This is a genomic window from Enterobacter sp. 50588862 (assembly GCF_001462935.1).
In the GTDB taxonomy this organism is placed as follows: Bacteria; Pseudomonadota; Gammaproteobacteria; order Enterobacterales; family Enterobacteriaceae; genus Enterobacter; species Enterobacter bugandensis.
On the sequence record NZ_LNHM01000028.1, the window covers coordinates 118,458 to 133,879 of the forward strand.

The 15,422-nt window shown below is 52.2% G+C and carries 17 protein-coding genes; 16 read left to right on the forward strand and 1 reads right to left on the reverse strand.

From position 1 onward, the window contains the following. Positions 1 to 36 precede the first annotated feature (36 nt). Positions 37 to 1,488, reverse strand: a complete 1,452-nt coding sequence (locus APT89_RS13420; protein WP_060572649.1) for a hypothetical protein — start codon at positions 1,486 to 1,488, stop codon at positions 37 to 39. A gap of 74 nt (positions 1,489 to 1,562) precedes the next feature. Here APT89_RS13420 and APT89_RS13425 point away from each other — a divergent pair, with 74 nt between their 5' ends. The 16 genes from APT89_RS13425 (at position 1,563) to APT89_RS13495 (ending at position 15,361) form a co-directional block, all read left to right on the forward strand. Further along, a complete protein-coding gene (locus APT89_RS13425) occupies positions 1,563 to 2,141 on the forward strand; it encodes a phage baseplate assembly protein V (protein ID WP_060572651.1) in 579 nt (192 codons plus the stop codon). Then, the gene (locus tag APT89_RS13430) at positions 2,138 to 2,497 is read left to right on the forward strand and encodes a GPW/gp25 family protein (RefSeq protein ID WP_060572654.1); all 360 of its coding nucleotides are present in this window, start codon (positions 2,138 to 2,140) and stop codon (positions 2,495 to 2,497) included. Before APT89_RS13425 ends, APT89_RS13430 begins: the two co-directional genes overlap by 4 nt. Continuing rightward, positions 2,484 to 3,392: a baseplate assembly protein gene (locus APT89_RS13435; RefSeq protein ID WP_060572656.1), complete on the forward strand. Its 909-nt coding sequence runs from the start codon at positions 2,484 to 2,486 to the stop codon at positions 3,390 to 3,392. The genes APT89_RS13430 and APT89_RS13435 overlap by 14 nt, the downstream gene beginning before the upstream one ends. Beyond that, entirely contained in the window at positions 3,385 to 3,990 is a 606-nt protein-coding gene (locus APT89_RS13440) for a phage tail protein I (protein ID WP_060572658.1), read from the forward strand. Before APT89_RS13435 ends, APT89_RS13440 begins: the two co-directional genes overlap by 8 nt. Next, positions 3,987 to 5,438 (forward strand): phage tail protein, encoded by a 1,452-nt coding sequence (locus APT89_RS13445; RefSeq protein WP_060572659.1) that lies wholly within the window; start codon positions 3,987 to 3,989, stop codon positions 5,436 to 5,438. Before APT89_RS13440 ends, APT89_RS13445 begins: the two co-directional genes overlap by 4 nt. After that, positions 5,438 to 6,031, forward strand: a complete 594-nt coding sequence (locus APT89_RS13450) for a tail fiber assembly protein (RefSeq protein WP_060572661.1) — start codon at positions 5,438 to 5,440, stop codon at positions 6,029 to 6,031. Before APT89_RS13445 ends, APT89_RS13450 begins: the two co-directional genes overlap by 1 nt. Before the next feature lie 778 nt (positions 6,032 to 6,809). After that, complete coding sequence (locus APT89_RS13460; RefSeq protein ID WP_060572665.1) at positions 6,810 to 7,982, forward strand: phage tail sheath protein; 1,173 nt, start codon at positions 6,810 to 6,812, stop codon at positions 7,980 to 7,982. Between the two features lie 9 nt (positions 7,983 to 7,991). Further along, complete coding sequence (locus APT89_RS13465; protein ID WP_060572667.1) at positions 7,992 to 8,507, forward strand: phage major tail tube protein; 516 nt, start codon at positions 7,992 to 7,994, stop codon at positions 8,505 to 8,507. A 54-nt stretch (positions 8,508 to 8,561) separates the two neighbouring features. Beyond that, complete coding sequence (locus tag APT89_RS13470) at positions 8,562 to 8,864, forward strand: phage tail assembly protein (RefSeq protein WP_014884889.1); 303 nt, start codon at positions 8,562 to 8,564, stop codon at positions 8,862 to 8,864. Between the two features lie 14 nt (positions 8,865 to 8,878). Further along, on the forward strand, positions 8,879 to 8,998 hold the full coding sequence (locus APT89_RS13475) for a GpE family phage tail protein (protein ID WP_007848878.1): 120 nt from the start codon (positions 8,879 to 8,881) through the stop codon (positions 8,996 to 8,998). After that, positions 8,991 to 12,305 (forward strand): phage tail tape measure protein, encoded by a 3,315-nt coding sequence (locus APT89_RS13480; RefSeq protein WP_060572670.1) that lies wholly within the window; start codon positions 8,991 to 8,993, stop codon positions 12,303 to 12,305. The genes APT89_RS13475 and APT89_RS13480 overlap by 8 nt, the downstream gene beginning before the upstream one ends. Next, positions 12,305 to 12,790: a phage tail protein gene (locus tag APT89_RS13485; RefSeq protein WP_060572673.1), complete on the forward strand. Its 486-nt coding sequence runs from the start codon at positions 12,305 to 12,307 to the stop codon at positions 12,788 to 12,790. The genes APT89_RS13480 and APT89_RS13485 overlap by 1 nt, the downstream gene beginning before the upstream one ends. Beyond that, positions 12,787 to 13,887 carry a phage late control D family protein gene (locus APT89_RS13490; protein WP_060572675.1) on the forward strand — a complete coding sequence of 367 codons (1,101 nt, stop codon included), beginning with the start codon at positions 12,787 to 12,789 and terminating at the stop codon, positions 13,885 to 13,887. The genes APT89_RS13485 and APT89_RS13490 overlap by 4 nt, the downstream gene beginning before the upstream one ends. A gap of 67 nt (positions 13,888 to 13,954) precedes the next feature. Next, positions 13,955 to 14,170: an ogr/Delta-like zinc finger family protein gene (locus APT89_RS23465; RefSeq protein ID WP_072053767.1), complete on the forward strand. Its 216-nt coding sequence runs from the start codon at positions 13,955 to 13,957 to the stop codon at positions 14,168 to 14,170. A 275-nt stretch (positions 14,171 to 14,445) separates the two neighbouring features. Next, a complete protein-coding gene (locus tag APT89_RS23470; RefSeq protein ID WP_072053766.1) occupies positions 14,446 to 14,625 on the forward strand; it encodes a hypothetical protein in 180 nt (59 codons plus the stop codon). Further along, the gene (locus tag APT89_RS13495; RefSeq protein WP_060572677.1) at positions 14,588 to 15,361 is read left to right on the forward strand and encodes a reverse transcriptase domain-containing protein; all 774 of its coding nucleotides are present in this window, start codon (positions 14,588 to 14,590) and stop codon (positions 15,359 to 15,361) included. The genes APT89_RS23470 and APT89_RS13495 overlap by 38 nt, the downstream gene beginning before the upstream one ends. Positions 15,362 to 15,422: the final 61 nt, after the last annotated feature.

A 15,422-nucleotide genomic window follows, 5' to 3' on the forward strand; every position in this document is an offset into this window, starting at 1 on the left:
TGATTTTAATATTAAAATCACCACGTTTTGAAAAAACTAAAGGAGTGCTTTAGTTAGTGAATTCCTGTATTCGCTCCAAAAACTAAATTCATTCAGCTTAGTTCTCATATTAATATCTTGTTCGGAATAGGATGTGCTTTCAATTTTCTGACTAAGTAGGGTCAATACCAGTCGCGCAAGATGGATTTTTAAGTGTTCACAAGCAATGATTATACTTGTCATATTACTATCTTCTATTAATTCCCCATGGATTATAGCGTTCCTGATATCTGCTAGCCCGATACCGTTTTTATCTCGGAAGATAGGCCATAAATCATCATTCTTATTGTTAAGTTCAGCTTCAAAACTATTGACTACATCACGTAGAGATGTTCTGTTAAGTTCACTAAGTTTTCCTTTTATTTTTGAACGGATATCCTTGTCTTCTAGGATGTCGGGGCTTAAAAAGTTTTCTATTTTTTTTCTTAATGTTTTAAATTCATTTTCGGGGATAATGTATTGTGTGGTTTTGTTTTTTTTGTAGGTTAAGGTTATGGATTCGTATGCCTGAAATAAAGATAGATAATATGGTTCAAGATACTGCTCCTGCAAAATCAGTGTGTTAATAGCCAGTTTTATATTTTGTTTATATATTGATTTTTTGTAATTGTGAAAAATTTTATTCAAGCTTTTATTAACTTCTGGCGGGGTTAAAATTGCCTTGTCACCCGATGTGTTGGTTGTTTTGATATTAAAATGGCGATAAACGGTCGTGAGTTCATTTGATGTATCCAGTGTCCATTTAGAGCAAAATATTTTTTTGTCATGAATAAAGGATATAATATCATTTAACAAGTCTATTTCTTCTAAAAGATTATCTTTAATATCACCGATTGTTAAACACTCGTCTTCAACTTCTAATGTGTAAAGTTGAGTTTTTTTAAGTGTTATGTTATTGGAAGTACCACTCGCAACGAATTTTGCATCCAATAATACCTTGCCTTTATCCATTAAATCTATCACTATAGGCTGGTTTTTTGTTTGTTTAATCCCTCCATCTTGCTCAAAGGAATGTTTAATATTTGGTGAAACTAAGTTGGCAGGGTTTATGTGAAAATTGATTTTTGTTTTTTTGTTTGTTTTCGTATCATATTTCTTACGTCTGATGACAGTTTCACTAGGATGCGCAGTAAATTTATAATGCTCGTTTAAACCAGAGGTGTAGTGGCCCAAATCACTGATTCTACAGTTCTCTAGTGTGACAGTTTTTAAAAGATCGCCATTAACGTAATGTAATGGGATTTCAATTCGCCATTTGTCGGTGTTATAAAGTGAAAAAATATTTTTATCGAGTGTTTTAAATGAAAATTTATGCCACTTTGTGTTATCTTCGATTTTTAAATCACAAGTCATCTCTATTTCGGAGAGTCTTCCTTTTTCTTGTGGAACATTATTTTGACTTAAAGGGAAGAATTTAATAGAAACTGAATCATATTCTTGTTGCGACATTTATCCTCCTTGTGTAGTACCTAGAACAATATCATTTGATATTAGCAAATCAAGTTTATGTTCATGATAGTGTAATGAACTCACAACTTACAGAAATCATGCGCCTTATCACCAACCTGATCCGCTCCGGCACCGTGACCGAAGTGGACCGGGAAAACTGGCTGTGCCGGGTGAAAGTCGGCGAACTCGAAACCAACTGGATTAACTGGCTGACGCTGCGTGCCGGTGGTGCCCGCACATGGTGGTGTCCTTCGCCGGATGAGCAGGTAGTGGTTCTGAGCATGGGCGGCAACCTCGAAACTGCATTCGCATTGCCTGCTATCTACTCCAGCCAGTTTGCACCGCCGTCGGATTCCGTAGACGCCAGCGTGACGCAGTACCCGGACGGCGGCTGGTTTGAGTATGAACCCGCCACCGGGCGCTGGCACGTCCGAGGCATCAAATCCATGGTGATCGAGGCGGCAGATAATATCACCCTCAAAACCTCTGATTTTGTTGTGGAGGCCAACACCACGCGCATCAACAGCGAAGTGGTGATCAACGGCGCTGTCACCCAGGGTGGCGGCCCGATGAGTTCCAACGGGATCGTGGTGGATAACCACGCGCACAATAAAGTTAAATCAGGCGGCGACACGTCGGGAGGCCCGGTATGACGCTGTATCTCGGCATGAGTCAGAACAACGGCCAAGCCATTACAGACACGGATCATCTGCGTCAGTCGGTGCGTGACATTCTGCTGACGCCGCAGGGCAGTCGCGTTGCCCGACGTGAATACGGTTCGCTGCTGTCTGTCCTGATTGACCAGCCGCAGAACCCAGCGCTGCGCCTGCAGATCATATCGGCGGTGTATATGGCGCTGAGTCGTTGGGAACCTCGCCTGACGCTAGACTCCATCACCATCAGCTCTAACTTTGACGGTTCCATGCTGGTTGACCTTACCGGGCAGCGCAACAGCGGCGCACCGGTTTCCCTTTCCGTTTCAACAGGAGCAGACAATGGCGGTCATTGACCTTTCCCAGCTCCCCGCGCCGCAGATTGTGGACGTGCCGGATTTTGAGACGCTGCTAGCGGAGCGCAAGGCCGCCTTTGTGGCGCTCTATCCGGTGGACGAGCAGGTAGCCGTCGCGCGCACGCTGGCGCTCGAATCTGAACCCATCACCAAACAGTTGCAGGAAAGCACCTACCGAGAAGTTCTGCTGCGCCAGCGTATCAATGAGGCCGCGCAGGCGGTCATGGTGGCGTATGCCCTCGGCGGCGATCTGGAACAACTTGCCGCCAATTATAACGTGAAGCGCCTGACAGTGACGCCTGCCGATAATGACGCTGTGCCACCGGTAGCTGCCGTGATGGAAAGTGACGAGGCGCTGCGCCTGCGTGTACCCGCCGCGTTTGAAGGGCTGTCCGTTGCGGGGCCGACGGCGGCCTATGAGTTTCACGCCAGAAGTGCGGACGGGCGGGTGGCGGATGCCAGCGCAACCAGTCCGGCACCGGCGGAAGTGATGCTGACGGTGCTGAGCCGCGAGGGTGATGGCACGGCAGAGAATGACTTGCTGGCTGTTGTAGAAAAAGCGCTGAATAGCGAGAGCGTGCGCCCGGTGGCGGATCACCTGACGGTGCGCAGCGCCGAAATTATCCCGTACAGCGTGGATGCAACCATTTTTCTCTATCCTGGACCGGAGGTGGAGCCGGTGATGGCGGCGGCAAAAGCCAGCCTGCAGAAGTACATCGCCAGCCAGACGCGGCTCGGACGCGATATCCGCCGCAGTGCACTGTATGCCGCGCTGCATGTCGAAGGTGTTCAGCGCGTGGAGCTGGCGTCTCCTCTGAATGATCTGGTGCTGGATAAGACGCAGGCTGCCTCATGTACGCAGTGGAATGTGACCAACGGGGGCACGGATGAATAGCTTGCTGCCGCCTGGCTCATCGCCGCTTGAGCGCCGACTGGCGCAGAGCTGCAGCGGCATTTCCGGGCTTGCGGTGCCGCTGCGTGACCTGTGGAACCCGGCAACCTGTCCGGTCAGTTTCCTGCCGTATCTGGCGTGGGCGTTTTCCGTGGACCGCTGGGACGAGAGCTGGACAGAAAGCGTGAAGCGCCGGGTGGTGCAGGACGCGTTCTATATCCATCAGCACAAAGGCACAACCAGCGCCGTGCGTCGGGTGGTGGAGCCGTTCGGCTTCCTGATCCGCATTATCGAATGGTGGCAGACCGGCGAACAGCCGGGCACGTTTCGCCTGGATATCGGCGTGCAGGACCAGGGCATCACGGAAGAAACCTATCTGGAGCTGGAGCGCCTCATCAGCGACGCCAAACCCTGCAGCCGTCATCTGATCGGCATGTCAATCAACCTGCAGACCAGTGGGCCGTATTTCGTCGGTGCAGCCACCTACACCGGCGAAGAAATCACGATTTACCCGTATATCAACGAAACCATTATTTCCGGCGGCACCGCTTACGAGGGCGGGGCGGTCCACGTTATTGACACAGTGAGAGTGAACCCATGAGCGCAAAATTCTACACCTTGCTGACGGAGATCGGCGCAGCGAAACTGGCCAGCGCCGCCGCACTCGGCGTGCCGCTTAAAATTACCCAGATGGCGGTGGGCGACGGTGGCGGTGTGCTCCCCACGCCCAGCGCACAGCAGACCAGGCTGATTGCTGAAAAGCGCCGTGCCGATCTCAATATGCTGTATAGCGACCCGCAGAACAGCAGCCAGATTATTGCGGAACAGGTGATCCCCGAAACTGAGGGCGGGTGGTGGATTCGCGAGGTTGGTCTGTTTGATGATACCGGTGCGCTGATTGCCGTCGGCAACTGTCCGGAGAGCTACAAGCCGCAGCTGGCGGAGGGGAGCGGGCGCACCCAGACCGTGCGCATGGTGCTGATTACCAGCAGCACTGACACTATCACCCTGAAAATTGACCCCGCCGTGGTGCTGGCGACCCGCAAGTATGTCGATGACAAGGTGCTGGAGCTGAAGGTATATGTCGATGACCTGATGGCAAAACACCTGGCTGCAGCCGATCCGCATTCTCAGTACGCCCCGAAAGAGAGTCCGACCCTGACGGGCACGCCCAAAACGCCAACAGCACCGGCGGGGACGAACACCACCCAGATTGCCAGCACGGCATTTGTGCAGGCCGTGGTGTCGTTACTCAATAACGCGCTCGGACTGAAAGCACCACTGGCAAATCCGGCCCTGACGGGAACGCCGACGGCACCTACTGCAGCGCAAACGGCTAATAACACGCAGATTGCCAATACGGCTTTTGTTAAATCGGCTATTGCAGCACTGGTAGGGTCAACACCGGCGGCACTGGATACGCTGAATGAACTGGCTGCAGCACTGGGCAACGATCCTAACTTTGCCACCACGATGACAAATGCACTAGCAGGGAAGATGGAGATCAGTAAAAACGGTGCGGATATTGCTGACGTTGCCGCATTTTTGAATAACCTCGGCCTGGGGGCGGGTTCGGCCCTGCCGGTTGGAGTGCCAGTGCCATGGCCTCTTGCTACAGCTCCGGCGGGGTGGCTCAAATGCAACGGTGCAGCTTTTACTGCGTCGCAATATCCAAAACTAGCTCAGGCGTATCCGGCTCTGAAATTACCTGATCTACGTGGTGAGTTTATTCGTGGCTGGGACGATGGTCGTGGTGTGGATACTGGTCGCGGATTGCTGTTAGCACAGGGGGGAATGTCATTCGATCACAGGCATTGGTTGCCCACTACTAACGGGACGGGTGGAGATGGCGCTATGACAGCGGTCTTTATTGATGGAAATTCAGCAATGGCTTATTACCCGGATGGAACCAACGAATATAACCCGAACCCGTCCACGGGCACATTGTTGCAAACATATACCGCAAAAGCCGCGCTTGGCTCTGCAATGTTTGGCAGTGAAACGAGGCCGCGTAACGTTGCATTTAATTATATTGTGAGGGCCGCATAATGCAAAACGCCATACTGGAATATGGTTTTGCCACAACAGCTGGTAATGTTGTGGTGTTCAATTACGATAGTGAGACGCGGGAAATCCTGTCTTCAACAACAGAGTATATTCCTGTTGGTGTGGGACTCCCCGCAAATGCGTGTACTGATGTCCCTCCTGAGGGAAAAGATGGTTTTGTTGTATGCCGAACGATTGCGGACGATAGCTGGGAATATTTAGCGGATCATCGTGGCGAAACTGTATGGAATACGGAAACTGGCGAACCTGTTGAAATAACCCAGCCGGGTGGTTATCCCGCGGGGACGACAACAGTCGCACCTGAAACACCTTACGATGCATGGGATGGTGAGCAATGGGTGACGAATGAAGCTGCTAAAATTGCTGCCGATGTTAAGAATGCAGAGTTAAAAAAGGCAGAGTTACTTATTATGGCAGAGGCAATAATAAGTCCTTTGCAGGACGCAGTTGAGCTGGGTATTGCTGATAATGAAGAAAGCAATCTATATGATGCGTGGAGGAAGTATCGAGTTTTATTAAATCGAGTCGATCCCCTCTTGGTACCAAATCTTGTCTGGCCGGAACAACCGGTTTAATTCCTCACCCCCTCATATTTGGAGGGGGATTTATAACAATTAACACAAGGCTTTCATTTTGCTTCAATCCAAAAATACATGACGCCGCATCCTAAAAATAGAAATAGATAAATCATTTGAGTCAGTAGGCGCGAATTTGTTATGTGGTATATAGCAGCGCGATCTGCTCTCAATAAATAGTAAAAGAAAAGAATCATAGCGCTAAATGTGAATGTGGAAAATACTATAAATATACTTAGAAAATAATTTTGAGCGGTTGAGTTATCGTCTTTTAATAAAATTATGGGGAAGCTTATTGTTATGATTGTTACTAGAGAGGATGAGATTCCAGCAGACCATAACAACGCTTCACACGTGAATTTTCTTAATAGCATGCCGAAATTGTGTCGGATGTTGTGATTGCCCCAACTTTCTTTTCTCATGTATGCCATATCTTTAAAGAAAAATGAGATGCTTATAAAGAAATATAAAAAAGTCCAAATGAAATCCAATTGTTCAGTTAATTTATGAATAACGGGGGTGACATATTTGTCGAGTGCGAAGGTTGGGGCGTTTGAGCTTATAAATAAAGCTATTACAGTTATCAAACACCATACAGCTAGTCGGTAAAGGATCTCCCTCCTGACAGATTGTTTTATCCAGTTATCAACAACGTTATCTTCAGCTTTCATTTGAATCTCAAGCCATTGTATTAGCGATACAACAATACATACCAAATGCATGCTTAGAATTCTACATGCAGCATACGCATTCAACCCTAAAGCGGAGTGAGTGCCTTATGGCTCAGGATTATCACCATGGTGTGCGCGTCGTTGAGGTCAACGATGGCACCCGCCCCATTTCAACAGTAAGCACGGCAATTGTAGGTATGGTCTGTACCGGCGATGATGCAGATGCGTCCGTGTTCCCCCTCAATAAACCGGTCCTGCTCACCGACGTGCTGACCGCCAGCGGTAAAGCAGGCGAGTCCGGCACGCTGGCCCGCTCGCTGGATGCAATTGCCGATCAGGCCAAACCCGTGACCGTCGTTGTGCGCGTTGCACAGGGTGAAACCGAAGCGGAAACAACCTCCAACATTATCGGCGGCGTGACAGCTGACGGTAAAAAAACGGGCATGAAAGCGCTGTTATCTGCGCAGTCCCAGCTCGGCGTTAAGCCGCGCATTCTTGGCGTGCCGGGGCATGACACGCAGGCGGTTGCCACTGAGCTGCTGAGAGTGGCGCAGAGTCTGCGCGGGTTCGCCTATCTGTCAGCCTACGGCTGCAAAACGGTAGAGGAGGCCATTGCCTACCGCGCTAATTTCAGCCAGCGCGAGGGAATGCTGATCTGGCCTGATTTCATCAGTTTTGACACCGTGCTGAATGCTGACGCAACGGCTTATGCCTCAGCCCGTGCGCTTGGTCTGCGTGCCAAAATTGACGAGCAGACCGGCTGGCACAAATCCCTGTCCAACGTGGGCGTGAACGGCGTCACCGGCATTTCTGCGGATGTGTTCTGGGATTTGCAGGACCCGGCAACCGATGCGGGGCTGCTGAACCAGAACGATGTCACCACGCTGATCCGCAAAGACGGTTTCCGCTTCTGGGGCTCCCGCTGCCTCAGTGACGATCCTCTGTTTGCCTTTGAAAACTACACCCGCACCGCGCAGGTACTGGCTGACACCATCGCCGAAGCGCACATGTGGGCGGTTGATGGCGTGCTTAACCCGTCGCTGGCCCGCGACATTATCGAAGGTATTCGCGCCAAACTGCGCAACCTGAAAACACAGGGCTACATCATCGGCGCCGACTGTTGGCTGGATGAGTCCGTAAACGATAAAGATTCCCTGAAAGCCGGGAAGCTCACTATCGATTACGACTATACGCCGGTACCGCCTCTGGAAAACCTGATGCTGCGCCAGCGCATCACCGATCAGTATCTGCTGGACTTCTCCAGCCAGGTCAGCGCGTAAGGGGACAAAATGGCTTTACCTCGCAAGTTAAAACACCTGAACCTGTTTAACGACGGGAATAACTATCAGGGGATTGTTGAGTCCCTGACCCTGCCTAAATTCGGCCGCAAGTTTGAAAAGTATCGCGGCGGCGGTATGCCCGGTTCGGCTGATGTTGATCTGGGGCTTGATGATGGCGCGCTGGATACGGAATTTTCAATCGGTGGCACCGAACTGCTGTTATTCAAGCAGATGGGTAAAGCCACCGTTGACGGCATCCAGCTGCGTTTCACCGGCTCCATTCAGCGTGATGATACCGGCGAAGTGCAGGCCGTTGAGCTGGTTGTGCGCGGGCGACATAAAGAAGTCGATTCCGGCGAATGGAAAACCGGCGAGAGCAACACCACAAAAGTCAGCAGCACCAACAGCTACGCGAAGCTGACCATTAACGGCGAGGTGCTCTATGAGGCTGATGTGATCAACATGATTGAAATCGTTGATGGCGTGGACCTGATGGAAGAACACCGCAACGCCCTGGGCCTCTGATCTACTTTAAAGGCGCGGGCAGCCGCGCCAGTACCTTATTAACAGGAAATGACAATGAGCGAACAACAGACTGAAAAAACCGTACAGCTGGACACCCCAATCAAACGCGGTAAAACCGAAATTGCCGAAATTGTGCTGCGCAAGCCGCAGTCCGGCGCGCTGCGTGGCACCCGTCTGCAGGCGATTATGGATATGGACGTCGGCGCGATGATGACGATTATTCCCCGCATCTCCACGCCCGCGCTGACCGCTCAGGAAATGGCTGAAATGGACCCCGCCGATCTTACCGCGCTGTCGGTTGAGGTGGTCACTTTTTTGTTGAAGAAATCGGTGCTTGCCGGTTTGCCGACAGCCTGACGGTAGAATACCTGGTGGCTGATATCGCCACCATTTTTCACTGGCCGCCGTCCGTCACTGACGTTATGCCGCTGACCGAAGTGCTGGAGTGGCGGCATAAAGCGATTCAGAGAAGCGGGGCCAGCGATGAGTGACACTAACCTGCGTTTGCAAGTAATTCTAAATGCGGTTGATAAGCTCACCCGCCCATTCCGATCAGCGCAGGCCAGTTCTAAAGAGCTGGCTACCGCCATTCAGCAAAGCCGCGCAAGATTAAAAGAACTGGACGCCCAGGCGGGCCGTATTGACGGTTTCCGCAAGGCAAGCGCGCAGCTGGCCGTCACCGGCAACAGTCTTAAAGCCGCACGCGAAGAAGCGGCGAAACTTGCCACGCAGTTCTCGGCCACAAACCGGCCGACGGCGGCGCAGGCGCGTCTGCTGGAGCAGGCAAAAAACCGCGTTAACGAGCTGCAGAGCAAATACAACGGCCTGCGTCAGTCGGTGCAGCGTCAGCGTCTTGCGCTCAATGAGGCCGGGCTGGACACCAAAAAGCTGAGCAGTGCGCAGCGTGAGCTGCGGCAGAATGCCGACGAAACCCGGCAGGCGCTGGACCGACAGCAGAAATCCCTTAAGCGCCTGGGCGATCAGCAGGCCCGTATGAACGCCGTACGCGATCAGTATCCGCGGCGCCTTGAGGTGCGGGATCGTATCGCGGGCGCCGGAGCAACAACTACTGCCGCCGGGCTGGCGATGGGCGCGCCGGTGATGGCAGCGGTTAAAAGCTATGCCAGCATGGAAGATGCGATGAAAGGCGTGGCAAAGCAGGTTAACGGGCTGCGGGACGACAACGGCAACCGAACAAAACAGTTTTACGACATGCAGGATGCCATCAAGGCCGCCAGTGAACAGCTGCCGATGGAGAATGGCGCCATCGACTATGCCGCGCTGGTTGAAGGTGGCGCCCGCATGGGCGTGACAAACCAGAACGATTCTTACGAAGACCAGAAGCGTGACCTGCTGGCCTTTGCATCCACTGCAGCAAAGGCCGCAACGGCATTCGAGCTGCCCGCTGATGAGCTGGCGGAGGGCCTGGGGAAAATCGCGCAGCTGTATAAAGTGCCGACCCGTAATATTGAACAGCTGGGCGATGCCCTGAACTACCTGGACGATAACGCCATGTCTAAGGGCGGCGATATCATCAATGTGCTGCAGCGCATTGGGGGTGTGGCCGACCGGCTTGATTTCCGCAAGGCGGCCGCGCTGGGTTCCACCTTCCTGTCTCTGGGTGCCGCGCCTGAAATTGCCGCCAGCGCATCAAATGCGATGGTGCGCGAACTGTCGATTGCGACCATGCAGAGCAAACGGTTCATGGAAGGTATGGATCTGCTGAAACTCAATCCAGAAGAGATTGAAAAGCAGATGACAAAGGACGCAATGGGGACCATTCAGCGCGTGCTGGAGAAGGTCAACAAGCTGCCGCAGGATAAGCGCCTGTCCGCCATGACGATGATATTTGGTAAGGAGTTTGGCGACGATGCGGCGAAGCTTGCAAACAACCTGCCGGAGCTGCAGCGACAGCTGAAACTCACCTCAGGCACTGAGGCTAACGGCTCCATGCAGAAAGAATCCGATATCAATAAGGATTCACTTTCCGCGCAGTGGTTGCTTGTTAAAACGGGCGCGCAGAACGCTTTCAGTAGCCTGGGTGAAACCCTGCGCCAGCCGCTGATGGATATCATGGGGTACGTCCAAAGCGTTACCGGGGCACTGCGTCGATGGGTTGAGGCTAACCCGCAGCTGGCGGGCACGCTGATGAAAGTGGCTGCAGCCACAGCTGCGATCACTGTTGTGCTCGGCACGCTGGCGGTGGCCGTGGCTGCCGTGCTGGGGCCGCTGGCGGTGATCCGTTTTGGCCTATCCGTGTTGGGTGTAAAAACACTCCCCTCCGTTATGTCTGCAGTGACCCGCACCGGCGGCGCGCTGTCCAGGCTGGCAAATGCGCCGCTTGCTGTCCTTCGCAGCGGAATGTCTGGTATTCGCAACATTATCGGCATGGTAATGAATCCGCTGGCCGTGTTGCGAGGGGGATTATCGGCAGCCGGTGGCGTGCTTCGTTTTCTGGCGTCCGGCCCGCTGGCCCTCCTTCGCGTTGCGCTGTACGGGATTTCTGGATTGCTGGGCGCCCTGCTTAGTCCGATAGGGCTCGTTGTGGCGGCGCTGGCTGGCGTGGCGCTGGTTGTCTGGAAATACTGGCAGCCGATAAGCGCATTTTTAGACGGAGTGGTTGAAGGATTCAAAGCTGCAGCTGCGCCTATCAGTGCGGCGTTTGAGCCACTGCAGCCTGTTTTCCAGTGGATAGGTGACAAGGTCCAGGCATTGTGGGGATGGTTTACTGATCTGCTGACGCCGGTTAAATCCACCTCTGCAGAGCTGCAAAGCGCGGCGTCGATGGGGCGGCAGTTTGGGGAGGCGCTGGCGGCAGGGCTGAACATGGTCATGCACCCGCTGGATTCGCTTAAATCGGGCGTGTCCTGGCTGCTTGAAAAACTTGGCATTGTCAGCAAGGAAGCGGCCAAAGCGAAGCTTCCTGAGCAGGTCACGCGGCAGCAGCCAGCCACGGTAAACACAGACGGTAAAGTGGTGCTGCCGCCTGGCGGATTCCCGCCGATGGGTTTTGCTGGCATGTACGACAGCGGCGGTACCATTCCGCGCGGCCAGTTCGGCATCGTGGGTGAGAATGGCCCAGAGATCGTAAACGGGCCCGCCAATGTCACCGGCAGGAAACGGACTGCTGATCTGGCGAGGGTGGCGGCAACGCTCAATCCTTCCCGGACGGAACCGGCCAGCGCTAAACAATATCCTGAACGCGCGATAGTTCTGCCTCCTGATAGTGTGAACGGTCCGGCAAATCTTCCGGTAATCAATCGTACTACTGAGCTGGTGAAACTGGCGGCAACGGTAAGCCCGGTTCGTGATGTAACAGCCAGCCCGGGGCAACGGCCTGAAAGCAGGTTGATGCTGCCGCCTGAGATTGTTAACGCCCCGGTAAATCGTCCTGGTCGGGATCGTGCTGCGGAGCTGGCCGATATCGCTGCGGCTGTCATGCCAGCACCGGCCATTACGGAAATCACGGATAACAGGGCTGACCCGATGGCTATGCGCCAGAAGGTGTTCGCTTCCGTGGTCGCTGGCGTAATGGGCCTGGCGGCTGCCCCGGCAGAAGCCGCGCCAATTCATCCGTACAGTGTACCTGTCAGGACGCAACCGGCGCCGTCGGCGAAGGCAGAAAGACCGCCGCAGGTAATTAAGTACGAGATAAGCGCGCCAATTCATATTGTCGCCCAGCCAGGGCAAAGCGCGCAGGATATCGCCCGAGAGGTGGCCCGGCAGCTTGATGAGCGAGAGCGCAGGGCCAGGGCAAAAACACGCAGTAATTTCAGTGATCGAGGGGGTTACGAATAATGATGATGGTGCTGGGGTTGTACGTATTCATGCTGCGAACCGTACCCTATCAGGAGCTGCAGTATCAGCGTAGCTGGCGGCACGCAGCTAACAGCCGGGTAAACCGGCGCCCGACAACGCAGTTTCTTGGGCCGGATAACGATTCGCTTACGCTGTCCGGCGTCCTGCTGCCGGAGATTACCGGCGGCAGGTTGTCTTTGCTGGCGCTGGAGCAGATGGCGGAGCTGGGGAAAGCCTGGCCCTTGATTGAGGGGAGCGGGACGATTTACGGCATGTTTGTGATCGAGAGTCTGAGCCAGACAAAAACAGAATTTTTTGAGAGCGGTATGCCCCGGCGCATCGAATTTTCGCTGAGCCTGAAACGGGTGGATGAATCGTTGTCTGATATGTTTGGCAGCCTCAGCGATCAGCTCAGTAATTTGCAGGACTCCGCCACCTCTGCGATAGGCAATATGAAAAATACGGTTGAGGGGTTACTGCAGTGAATTTCAGCTCTGAACTCCTGAACCTGAACAGTAAAACCCCCGGTTTCAGCATCATCATTGAAGGTAAAGATGTGACTACCGTGCTGGATGCGCGCCTGATGAGTCTGACGCTGACCGATAACCGGGGTTTTGAAGCGGACCAGCTTGATCTGGAACTGGACGACTCGGACGGGCTAATCGTTCTGCCGCGTCGGGGGGCCATTATTCAGTTTGCGCTGGGGTGGAAAGGTCAGCCGCTTTTTCCGAAAGGGGCCTTTACTGTCGATGAGATTGAGCACAGCGGCGCGCCTGACCGTCTCACAATTCGCGCGCGTAGTGCAGATTTACGTGAAACCCTGAACACGCGGCGAGAAAAGTCCTGGCATCAGACAACGGTGGGCGAAGTCGTGAAGGAAATCGCCGCCAGGCATAAATTAAAAATGGCGCTGGGGCAGGACCTGATGGACAAGCCTGTGGATCATATTGACCAGACCAACGAAAGCGATGCGAGTTTCCTGATGAAGCTGGCGCGGCAGTATGGGGCGATAGCCTCCGTTAAGGACGGCAATCTGTTGTTTATCCGCCAGGGGCAGGGCAGAACGGCAAGCGGTAAGCCGCTGCCGGTTATCACCATAACCCGTCAGGCCGGTGACGGTCATCGTTTTACCCTGGCAGATCGTGATGCCTATACGGGGGTAATTGCCAGCTGGCTGCATACTCGTGAGCCAAAGAAAAAAGAGGCAGCAAAGGTTAAGCGCCGTCGAAAAAAAAACACTGCGACAAAGGAGCCGGAAGCAAAGCAGGGTGATTACCTGGTTGGAACGGATGAAAACGTGCTGGTACTCAACAGAACTTATGCAAACTGCACCAATGCAGAGCGAGCGGCAAAGATGCAGTGGGAGCGCCTGCAGCGCGGGGTTGCAACATTCTCCCTGCAGCTCGCAGAGGGAAGGGCAGATCTCTACACCGAAATGCCGGTGAAGGTGAGCGGCTTTAAGCAGCCGATTGATGATGCGGAGTGGATCATCACCACGCTGACGCATACCGTCAATCCGGATAGTGGATTTACGACCAGTCTGGATCTCGAAGTGAAAATAGATGAGTTCGAAATTGAATGATTAGTTCCAAAATGAGAACAGTGATGTATCATTATTGCGAACTGGTTAAGAGTGAGGGCTAAACGAAATGATGAATTGTCCGATGTGCGGCCAGGCCGCGCATACACGCAGTAGCTTTCAGGTTTCCAGTGAAACCAAAGAACGATACAACCAGTGTACCAATATTGAGTGCGGGCATACGTTCGTGACGCATGAGACTTTTGTGCGGTCCGTCTGCCGTCCGCAAAAAATCAGCGCCGCACCGCCTCATCCATCTGAATCCGGGCAGGTGTCATTTCTATAATTTTCTGTTTAATAAGGTATAGAAAGACTACCTTTCTGATTGATTTAGCGTTAGATTACTTTTACCTGACGTTAGCGGGGTTATATCCCGTATCCGTAGAAGTGGAGTTTGTCGCTTTGCGACTAGCGTACCGAATGCCGATATGCTGGGCATCCCGGACGCCGATTTGCTGGGCTTACTGGGTTTACTGGGCTTACAAATTGTCGAAGTTTTGTTATTTAGTTAGGCCATGCGCTTGCGCTAAGAGACGTCAGGATTCTACGGAGTAACAAGTTATGGAAATCAAAGAACTTGGCTTAGTTAAGGCGCGTGTGGAACTTGTTACCGCTATGCTCAAATGTGCTACTGCATTTGTTGTGTTAGTTGGTACGGTTTACACCGTTCTTAACATGGCCTTCAACTACGACTGTTTAAATCATGGAAATAGAAGTTCAACGATGGGAACACAAATTTGAAATTAGGCCAGGGGTTTGGGTCTATGTCCCAAGTGTCAGGACAAGTGAACTTGGGGAACGCATACTTCAATCAATCAGAAACAAGTGGATTCCGCCACTCTATTTTTATCATTTAAGAACCGGCGGGCATCTTAAAGCAGCCAGATTGCACCTTAAAAGTAGTTTTATTGCTGTTATAGACATTAAACATTTTTTTCAGTCAACTAGCCGCAGCCGCATCACCCGTGATTTAAAAGCCTACTTTACCTATTCACAAGCGCGTGAAATTGCAAAATTTTCAACTGTGAAGAACCTGTCTGATACTCCCCATAAGCACGTCCTTCCATTCGGTTTTGTCCAATCGCCTATGCTTGCGACCTTTTGTTTGGATAAGAGTCATTTGGGTAGTCTACTGCGTCGCTTGAACAAACATCCCAATGTGAAACTTAGTGTGTACATGGATGATGTGATCATATCCTCAAATGATATTGTTCAACTGCAGACGACTTACGACGAAATTTTACTAGCGATGGATAAATCGGGTTATCAAGTCAACATGATTAAAACGCAGGCACCATCATCCCTAATTAAAGTATTCAATTTGTATTTGAGTAAAGGAAATATGAAAGTCACCTCACAGAAGATGAGCGACTTTCTCATTGATTTCTATGCGAGTGACTACGAGCCACACAAAATAGGTGTCAAAAACTACGTCGAAAGTGTAAATCCAGAGCAAGCGAAACTATTGAAATTGTAATGATCATTCTGTGTAGTTGTAGGGGCTAGGAAGAGGCATGCACTTCTGCCGCCATTTTGCC